Here is an 8913-nt window from a genome sequence, read left to right as displayed (position 1 = left end):
GCGCGCGGGGGCGTGGGTGGCGGACGCACGGCGAAGTCCTGGAGGGCGGCGGCGCCCCAGGGCACCTCCACGGTCGCGACGCGGGGGACCACCTGGCTGGACGTCGGCAGGCTGCGCGGATCCACCTTCAGCGCATGGCGGCCGGGGCGAAGGTGCGGGCCGCCGATGAGGTCCGGCACGCGCGAGTCCACGCCGGTGAGGTGGTAGCGGCCGAAGGCATCGGTGCGCACCTCACGGCCAGTGGCCAGCACCAGGCGCACGTCCGCGAGCCCGGGTTCGTCGGGCCCACAGAGTCCATCTCCGTCCACGTCCACGCAGACGCGCCCGGCGATGGTCGACGCCTGCGTCGGCAGGTCCGACGACAGCGACTGCGCGGACGCCACGGACGACAGCAGGAGCAGCGCGAGCAGGAAGCCCGCGGTGGTACCCGGACCCAAGGCCCTCCGCGACACCCCAGCCCTCAAGGCCGCACCTCTTCCACCGCCGTCACGCCGGTGCGCACGTCCGCCACGGACACGCTCACGGGGCCCTTCGCGCCATGCACGGTGAAGCGCGTGAGCCCATCCTGCACGGACTGCTCACCCCGCTCGCCCTCGGACAGCGCGACGTGCACCGGGCGGTCGCGCAGCACCTGCCCGCTCGGGTCCTCCACCCAGCAGGTCACCCGGGGGCCCTCCACGCGCACCCGCACGTTGACTGGCAGCGGCGGCGCCAGCTTCACCCGCTCCACGACAGGCGCGGGCACCAGCGGCGCGGACTCCGGGAACACCGGTCCCTGGGGGGCCAGTACGTGCACCGTGACGTCGAGCCCCGGCCACACGTCGTGCGACACGCGCACCTTGCCGGTCACCAGCCCGCCCACGAACACCGTCCCGTCCTCCCCCGTCACCCGCGCCGCGCCGTTCACCCGCAGCGGCTGACGGGGCACTGGCCAGCCTGCCAGGTCCACCACGCCCGCGACGAGTTCCGTGTCCTGCCGCCACACCGCGATCCGCGCGGGCTCCATCCCGAGCGGACCGTACGCGCGCACCGTCACGTCCGCGTTCACCTGATACCCGTTCTCCGGAACGGTCCACGGGACCGTGAACGTGCCAGGAGGGGACTCCACCGCCGGCCCCGTGGTCCACTCGGCCGGGGTCAGCACCACCTTCGCCTCCGGCCGGGGCTGCCCTGCCGCGTCCCGCGCCGCCACCACCACCCGCGCCACCGACCCCACGTGCACCACCGGCTCGGACAGCGACACCGTCACGTCGCGCACCGCGCCCTGCACCAGCTGCATCGGCAACGACTCGCGCGACCCCGGGCCCCGCTGCGGCCACGCCGCCTCGATGCGCTCATCCGCCGCGAGCGTGCGCGGCGCCGTGTAGCGCCACTCCAGCATGCCGTTCGCGTCGCGCCGGGGCCCTTCCAGCCGGCCGTGCTTCGCCTTCACCGTGACGCGCGCATCCGCGACGGGCTGCCCCTTCGGATCACTCGTCGCGCACAGCAGCCGGGCCTGGGACACGCCGTCGGCGGGCAGCCGCTGCGGGTTGAGCACGCACGCCAGGCCATCCGTGGGCGGCAGCTGGAGGTCGATGCTGATGCGCTCCACGTGGCCGGATTCGTCCTTCACCTCGCCACGGGCCAGCGGGTAGCCGGGAGGCACCACCAGCGGCAGCACGAAGCGCCCGGCCGCGTCCACCGGCACGGGCCCGAAGCGCGTCCCCGCCACCTCCAGCGACACCTGGCCTCCGGGTTCGCTCTTGCCGGGCAGGTTCACCGACGACGCCAGCGGCACCAGCAGCCGCCCGTACGCCCCATGCACCGACTGTGGATGCGGCCACGCGGACAGCGCCACCAGGATGGCCGCCTCGGGCAGGCGCGTCGGAGGCAGCACGTAGCGAGCGGTGTACGTGCCCGGCCCGGTGTGCTTGAGCCCCTCCAACTGTCCGGTGCTCGCGCGCAGCACCGGCGGCGCGCCGCTGTCATCCGGCGTCCCGTCCGGCCGCAGGCGCTTCACGGTGAGCGTCGCCTCCGTGTCGCGCCCCTTCACGGGCAGCGCGGGTTCCAGCGACAACTCCATGTGGCTCGCGGGCGGCCCCACGTCATAGCGGGCCTGGGCCTCCTCGCCGTCCCCCTTCACGCGCACCACCACCTCGCGCGCCTGGGCCTTCGGCACCACGACCCAGGTGCGCAGCGGCGGAGCGTCCGGTCCGGGCTTGAGCTCCGCGCCCTCCGCCGTCACCGACGACGGAGTGAACGCTACCGGCCGACCTCCGGCGTCCCGGCGCACCACCGCGACCGTGAAGCCCTCTGGAGGCACGGGCACGTCCGGGCCGAGCAGCTCCAGCGAAGCCGCCCAGACCGGGGCACAAAGCAAGACCATCGCGGAGAGCAGGAGACGTTCCAGGGCTTCCCGACTCTACAAGGCCCTCCGCCGGGACTGCACCACTTTGGTGCCGCAGGCCGTGCGAAGGGGCTCTCCGTCGGGCCCGCGGACATTTCCGTCAAACCACCCCACCCGCCATGTGAGGTCCTCCGCGTAGGACCCGCAGACCGACCCGGTGGATCAGGGAGGATCCCAGATCCCTCCGGCGTCGACCTCGATTGTCCCCGGCCTCTTCCGCGAAGGCGGAGGAGGAGGCGGCGGCGGGACCAGGGTCAATTCGTGCTGCTCGTCCTGGCGCGCGCCGCCCACGCCCACGGCGGCCACCTTGACCAGGTTGGAGCCCTCCGCGAGCGGAACGTCGAGCTTGAACGTCCCAGCCTCGTTGGCGAACACGCTGACGCCGTCCACCGTCACCCGGTTGAACGGATCCGTGCGGCCGACAACGGTGACCTCGCGCTGGCGCTGCTCGCCCGTGGGCCACTCCATCTTCAGGAACACGGTGCTGGGGATGGGCTCCGGATCAGAGAGCCCCTTGCCGGGGCGGACGATGGACCGCTGGCCGGCGCGGACGATGACGTACTTGCCCTCCTTGTCGGACAGCTTCACGTCACCTTCACGCGTGCCCACGCTCACGGTGCCAGTCCCGTTGTTGCTCATGGTGAAGGTACCCTGCGAGGTGCTGGCCTCCGCGTTGCCGTTCTTCGCCTTCAGGACGAAGGTATGGCGCACGTTGGGACGGCCTCGCACGGTGGCGGTGGCCAGACCGCTGCTCAGCATCACCTTCGACAGCTCGTTCGAGATCTCCTCCACGGAGATCTCCGTCTCGGCCTCCATGCGCAGCTCCACGGACTCGCCGTTGAGCAGCACCGCCCAGGATCCGCGGCCGGTGCGCACCACGTCCGTGGGACGCAGCGGCATGTCCTTGCGGGCGGGCTCCCAGGCGCCGGCCTCGCCGTGCTTCACGTCCACGGTTCCTTCGAAGGAGCTCAGCACCAGCTCCACGGCCTTCTTCGCCTCCGCCTCCGCATCCGTGACGACGCGGCGGGGCGGCTCGGGCGGCGGCAGCGGCGCGGGAGGCTCCCGCAGGAAGACGAACCAGCCCACCGGCAGCGCGGCCAGGATGAGCACGAGCCCGATGAGGAACGGAGCCTGTCGCCTGTGGGATGGAGAAGCAGCCATGCGAAGGTCCTAGCTACCACACGCGGCGGGCGTCATGCCCGGGGCAGCACCACGGTGAACCGGGCTCCCTGCCCTTCTTCCGAGCGGACCTCCAGCGTCCCCCCGGCCTCCGTGACGATGCGCCACGCGACGCTCAGTCCCAGGCCCACATTGGACCAGATGTCCTTGGTGGTGAAGAAGGGCTCGAAGATGCGCGGCCGGATGTTCTCCGCGATGCCCCTGCCGGTGTCCTCCACCTCCAGGGTGCACATCCCGTCGCGCTCCCCGGTACGCAGGGTGAGCCGCTTCACCGGCGTCTTCAGCATCGCGGTGCGCGCGTTGGACAAGAGCGCCAGCACCACCTGCGACAGGTGCCCGGGGTCCGCCTTCACGCGAGGCACCTCCACGCTCAGCTCCGTCACCAGGTCGATGCCCTCCCCGCGCGTCTGGTTCTCCGTGAGGCTCAGCGCGTCGCGAACCACCGCGTTCAGGTCGATGGGCCGCAGGTCCGGGCGCTCGCGCTGCTGGGAGAAGCGCAGCAAATTCTGGGTGATGTCCTTGCAGCGCTTGGCGCTCTGCTCGATCTTGCGCAGCGTTTCGAAGTCCACGTCATCCGCCTCGCGGTCCAGGAGCAGCAGCTGCACGTTGCCCAGGATGCCGGCCAGCGGGTTGTTGATTTCGTGCGCCACGCCCGCGCCCAGCTGGCCCACCGCCGCCAGCTTCTGCGCCTCCACCAGTTGCAGCTGCGCCGCGCGAAGGTCCGCCGTGGCCTCTTCCACCCGGACACGCAAATCGTCGTTCCAGCTCATCAACCGCGAGCGAGACGCCTCCAGCTCCGCGCCCATGCGGTTGAAGGTGGACGCAAGCTCGCTCAATTCGTCCTGACCCTCCACGCGAAGGCGGCGCTCCAGCTCTCCTCGGCCATAGGCCTCCGCGCCCTGCACCACGTCCGCGAGCCGCCGGTCCAGCCGCCGGGTGAAGAGCGCACCCAGCGCCAGGAGCACCACCAGCGCGCCCGCCACGGATGCGAGCACCGTGGTGCGCAGCTCCCGCACGGGCGTCAGCGCCAGGGCCTCGTCCTCCGTCACGACGACGCCCATCTCCAGCGTGTTCACCCACGCCACGCTCACCCTGCGCGCGGGGTCCTTCAGCTGGAAGCTGCGCCCGCCTTCCGCGCCCAGGGCGGACTCCAGCGCGGTGCGAAGCTCCGGCTCCAGCGCCGCCATGCGCCGCGCGGGCTGGGAGCTGGCCACGACGCGCCCTTCGGCGTCGACCACGTCCAGCCGCTGTCCGTCAATCGCGCGCCGCGCGAGCAGCGCCTCCAACTGCGTGAAGACGAGCTCCGCGATGGCGTAGGGCGCGTCCTCCGAGGCCCCCAGCTTCACCGCCACCGCCACGGCGGCCACGCCCGAGCCCGGGTGCACATACGCGCTGCCCAGCGCCGCCTGGCCCTTGCCACCGTCCCGGAAGTTCTCCACCGGCACCGCGTGCGCCAGCTGACGGACGTTCGCGGCGTCGAAGGCGGGATGGCGCTCCAACGGCTCCGCGCTCCGGAACACGGAGGGCCCCAGGGGCTGCCCGTTCGAGTCCGCCTGGATGACCGCGCTCACCGAGGTGGACTGGCCATACAGGAGCATCAGCATGCCGCGCACCTCTTCGGGCGTGGCGCGCTCCCAGGGCAACAGCTCCGCGGAGCGGGCGAGGCCGTTGACGACCTCCATCAGGCTCGCCTCCACGGCCTCGGCGGTGGCGGTGGCGAGCGCGCGCTGCTGCTCATCGATGCGCTGGGCCAGCGCGTGCTCCGAGCGCGACAGCAGCAGGAAGCCGACGATGGCCAGGGGCAGCACCGTCGCGGCGAGCATGAAGAGGACGAGCTGCTGGTAGAGCCTCATCCGGTGACGGACCGGACCACGCGCTCTAAGTCGCTGCGCAGGAAGACGGAGCCAGGGATCGCCTTGGCCCGCTTCTTCATGTCCGCGGCCCGGCGCGCCAGCTCCGCGTGGTCATGCGCCACGCCGTCCGTCATCACCGCCACCACGGACACGCTCATGATGGGGAACTCGCGCTTCTCCCCGAAGCGGTCCTCCGCCTCGATGTGGCCGCGCTCCCGGTCCTGCCGGTCGTAGTAGAGCGGGATGATGCGGTCGAACTGCTCGATGGCCCGCTGGCACACCCGGTCCACGGACTCCACGGAGGTGATGAAGACGAAGTCGTCGCCGGCCACGTGGCCCAGGAAGTCCCCCGGGCCGCCTTCCTGCTGGAAGACCTCCCGCATCAGGTCACCCGTCTGGCGCACCACGCCGTCCGCCTTCGCGAAGCCGTAGTAGTCGTTGTAGGCCTTGAGGTTGTCCAGGTCCAGGTAGCAGAACGCGAACGGCTGGCGCGCGGCCAGCCGGCGCTGCACCTCCCGCTCGATGGCGGTGGAGCCCGGCAGCTGCGTGGTAGGCGACGAGGACAGCTCCTGCTCCTTGCGCCGCAGCATGCTCTCCACGCGCGCGCCCAGCTCCAGCGCGTCGAAGGGCTTGGTGATGTAGTCGTCTCCGCCCAGCTTCAGCGCGCGGACCTTGGACGACGTCTCCGTGCGAGCGGAGATGAAGATAACGGAGATGTGGCCACTGGCGCGCTCGGCCTTGATCTCCTCCAGGAACGCGAACCCGTCGCCGTCCGGCAGCGTGACGTCCAGAAGCACCGCGTCCGGCCTGCGCTCGCGCAGGGAACGCCGGCCCTCCTCCACGGTGTGCGCGACGCCGACCTCGAAGCCCAGGCCTTCCAGCACCTCGCGGCAGATGGAGGCGATCTTCGCGTCGTCGTCCACCACCAGCACGCGACCGTGCTGTGCCCCAGCGCGGCCCCGCGCCAGCGAGTCCACCGTGGCCAGCAGCTTGTCGCCAGCCAGGGGGCGCACGAGGAACGCGTCCGCGCCGGCACGGAAGGCGCGCTGGCGCTCGTCGAACGCGGAGGTGAGCAGCAGCGGCGCGCGGCGCGTCTCCGGATCATTCCGGAGGATCTCCGCCAGCCGCAGGCCGTCCACGTCCGGCAGCCGCACCGACACCAGCACCACGTCCGGGTGGAGGTTGCGAGCGGCGGACAGGCCTTCTTCCGCGGAGCCCGCCAGGCGCACGCGGTAGCCCCGGGCGCCGAGCAGCGCCTTCATGATGTGGCCCACCTCGGGCTCGCCCTCGATGATGAGCACCTTGCCGCGAGAGTCCGCGCGGATGGGCTGCGGCGACGGCAGGAGCGTGTCCACGGTCGCCTGCGACAGCACGTCCTGGGGCGGCTCCGTGGGGAGCACGGCGATGAAGCGCACGCCGTTGTGGGACGGCTCGGACCAGATGCGGCCGCCGTGGGCCTCCACGATGTTGCGGCAGATGGGCAGGCCCAGGCCGGTGCCGCGCACGGTGCGGTTCGCCTGGGTGCGGGCCTGCTCGAAGCGGTCGAAGATGCGCTCCAGGCTCTCTTCCGGAATGGGGTCGCCGCTGTTCCAGCAGGAGAGCACCACGTAGCCGGGCAGGCTGGACGTGGCGCGCAGCTCCACGCGCACCTCGCCGCCATCCGGCGTGAACTTCACCGCGTTGTTGAGCAGGTTGTTGAGCACCTGGTTCACGCGGTTGGGGTCCACCATGGCGCGCAGCGGGTGCTGGGGCAGCAGGGGCACCACGCGGATGCGCTTCTCCGCGAAGGCGGGCCCGTACTTCTCCACCACGCGCTGGACGAGTTCCTCCAGGTAGATGCGCTCGAAGCTCATCTTCAGCCGGCCCTGCGCGTACTTCGACAGGTCCAGCAGGTCATCCACGATGCTGTTGAGCTTCTCCGCGGAGTCCTTGGCGAGCGACAGGTAGCGGTGCTGCCGCTCGTTGATGTCCCCCGCCATCCGGTTGAGCACCAGGTCCAGGGCGCCGGTGATGGAGGTGAGCGGCGTGCGCAGCTCGTGGCTCACCATGGAGACGAAGGTGTCCTTGCGCTCCTCCAGCCGCTTCTGGTCGGTGATGTCGCGCAGCACCACGCACACGCCGCGCAGGGTGCCGCGCGCGTCGTTGACGGGCGTCACGGTGGTCTGCACGGTGCGCTCGAAGAGCTTCACGTCCTCGCGCAGCACCTGGTGGCCGCTGTACTCCAGGTTGCGGACCAGCTGGAACGGCTGGAAGCCCAGGCGCTCCTCCAGGAGCCGGTTGGAGGGCCCCTCCCCTTCCTCCCCCGCGTGCAGGATGCGGCGGGCCGCGGGGTTCATCACCACGATGTCGTTCTTCTCGTCGGTGAGCACCACGCCGTCCGCCATGGACGCGACCATGCGCTCCATGCGGTGGCGGGCCTCTTCCTCCGCGGAGCGCAGCGACTGGATGGCGTCCGCCGTCTGGTTGGCGAGCACGTCCAGCAAGAGCCCGTCGTCCTCCGTGAACGCGTCCGCGCGGTGGGAGAACAGCGACAGCATGCCCACGGGCTTCCCAGCCGCGGTGAGGTTCACCGTGAGCTGGTTGGGGTAGACGACGGGGGACGCGGAGTCCTTGGTGGTGGTGCCGGTGACGCGGGTGATGACCCGGTCCTCCGGCAGCGTCAGGCCGCTGCTCTTGCGGTACGCGCCGAGCATGGACTCCTTGACGCCCAGCAGCGCCTCCTCGCCCACGTTGCCCACGCAGCGCAGGCGCAGCGTGGCGCCCCGCTGCCCGTCCGGCGCGATGAGGGCCGCGCCGCAGTCGTACGGCAGCACACGGGCCACGGCGGTGAGCACGCGGTCGATGATGGCGTCGTAGCTGGCCGGGTCGTTCGCGCTGGCGCGGCTGACCTCATAGAGGACGAAGAGGGCCTCCACCCGCTGGTGCAGCTGGCGGATGAGCTTCTCCTTGTCCTTCTTGAGCTGGGCGAACTCCACCGCGTTCTTCACGGTGATGAGCAGGTCGTTCACGTCCCAGGGCTTGGTGACGTAGCGGTACACCTGGCCCTGGTTGATGGCCGCGATGATGTCCTGCGGGTCCGTGTAGGCGGTGAGCAGCAACGTGGTGACGTCGATGCCCTCCGCCCTGGCGGCGTTGACCAGGTCGATGCCGGTCATCTCTGGCATGCGCTGGTCCGTGACGAGCACGTCCACGGACTCAGTACGCAGGATTTCCAGGGCTGCCTTGCCGTGGGGAGCGGTGAGGACGCGGTAACGTCGCTGGAACATCCGGCTGAGGATGTCCAGGACGTCGGCCTCGTCATCGACGAAGAGCAGCGTGTGGCGGAGGTCGGACACGGCGGTGCCAAGTGTACGCCGAGATCAACGCACCTCCTCAAGCCGCGAGAAGGTCGGGCGGGGGGCAGCACGGCGGGTATGGGTGGGGGTACTGAACAGATTGACTCTACACGTATGTTCAGGGAGCATGGGGCACTGAAATTCTGTTGCCCATCACCGC

4 protein-coding genes and 1 pseudogene are annotated in these 8913 nt (G+C 71.0%); all 5 read right to left on the bottom strand.

The genetic code is table 11. The annotated features are described in order from the left end of the window. Positions 1-410, bottom strand: a pseudogene (locus tag D7Y15_RS28570) (flagellar motor protein); the annotation flags it as partial. Between the two features lie 50 nt (positions 411-460). Next, positions 461-2365, bottom strand: coding sequence for a hypothetical protein (locus D7Y15_RS28565; protein ID WP_121754540.1), 1905 nt, complete (start codon positions 2363-2365; stop codon positions 461-463). A 183-nt stretch (positions 2366-2548) separates the two neighbouring features. Next, positions 2549-3547: a FecR domain-containing protein gene (locus D7Y15_RS28560; RefSeq protein WP_120578260.1), complete on the bottom strand. Its 999-nt coding sequence runs from the start codon at positions 3545-3547 to the stop codon at positions 2549-2551. A 32-nt stretch (positions 3548-3579) separates the two neighbouring features. Further along, positions 3580-5418 carry a sensor histidine kinase gene (locus D7Y15_RS28555; RefSeq protein ID WP_120578259.1) on the bottom strand — a complete coding sequence of 613 codons (1839 nt, stop codon included), beginning with the start codon at positions 5416-5418 and terminating at the stop codon, positions 3580-3582. Next, entirely contained in the window at positions 5415-8753 is a 3339-nt protein-coding gene (locus tag D7Y15_RS28550; RefSeq protein ID WP_120578258.1) for a response regulator, read from the bottom strand. Before D7Y15_RS28550 ends, D7Y15_RS28555 begins: the two co-directional genes overlap by 4 nt. Positions 8754-8913 lie beyond the last annotated feature (160 nt).

This window comes from Corallococcus sp. AB030 (assembly GCF_003668965.1).
GTDB lineage: Bacteria > Myxococcota > Myxococcia > Myxococcales > Myxococcaceae > Corallococcus > Corallococcus exiguus.
This window is presented reverse-complemented; position numbering and strand designations above follow the sequence as displayed.

Excerpts from the sequence above, each read along its gene's own strand:
- D7Y15_RS28565 (WP_121754540.1), bottom strand. The coding sequence starts at position 2,365 with ATGGTCTTGCTTTGTGCCCCGGTCTGGGCGGCTTCGCTGGAGCTGCTC.
- D7Y15_RS28560 (WP_120578260.1), bottom strand. The coding sequence starts at position 3,547 with ATGGCTGCTTCTCCATCCCACAGGCGACAGGCTCCGTTCCTCATCGGG.
- D7Y15_RS28555 (WP_120578259.1), bottom strand. The coding sequence starts at position 5,418 with ATGAGGCTCTACCAGCAGCTCGTCCTCTTCATGCTCGCCGCGACGGTG.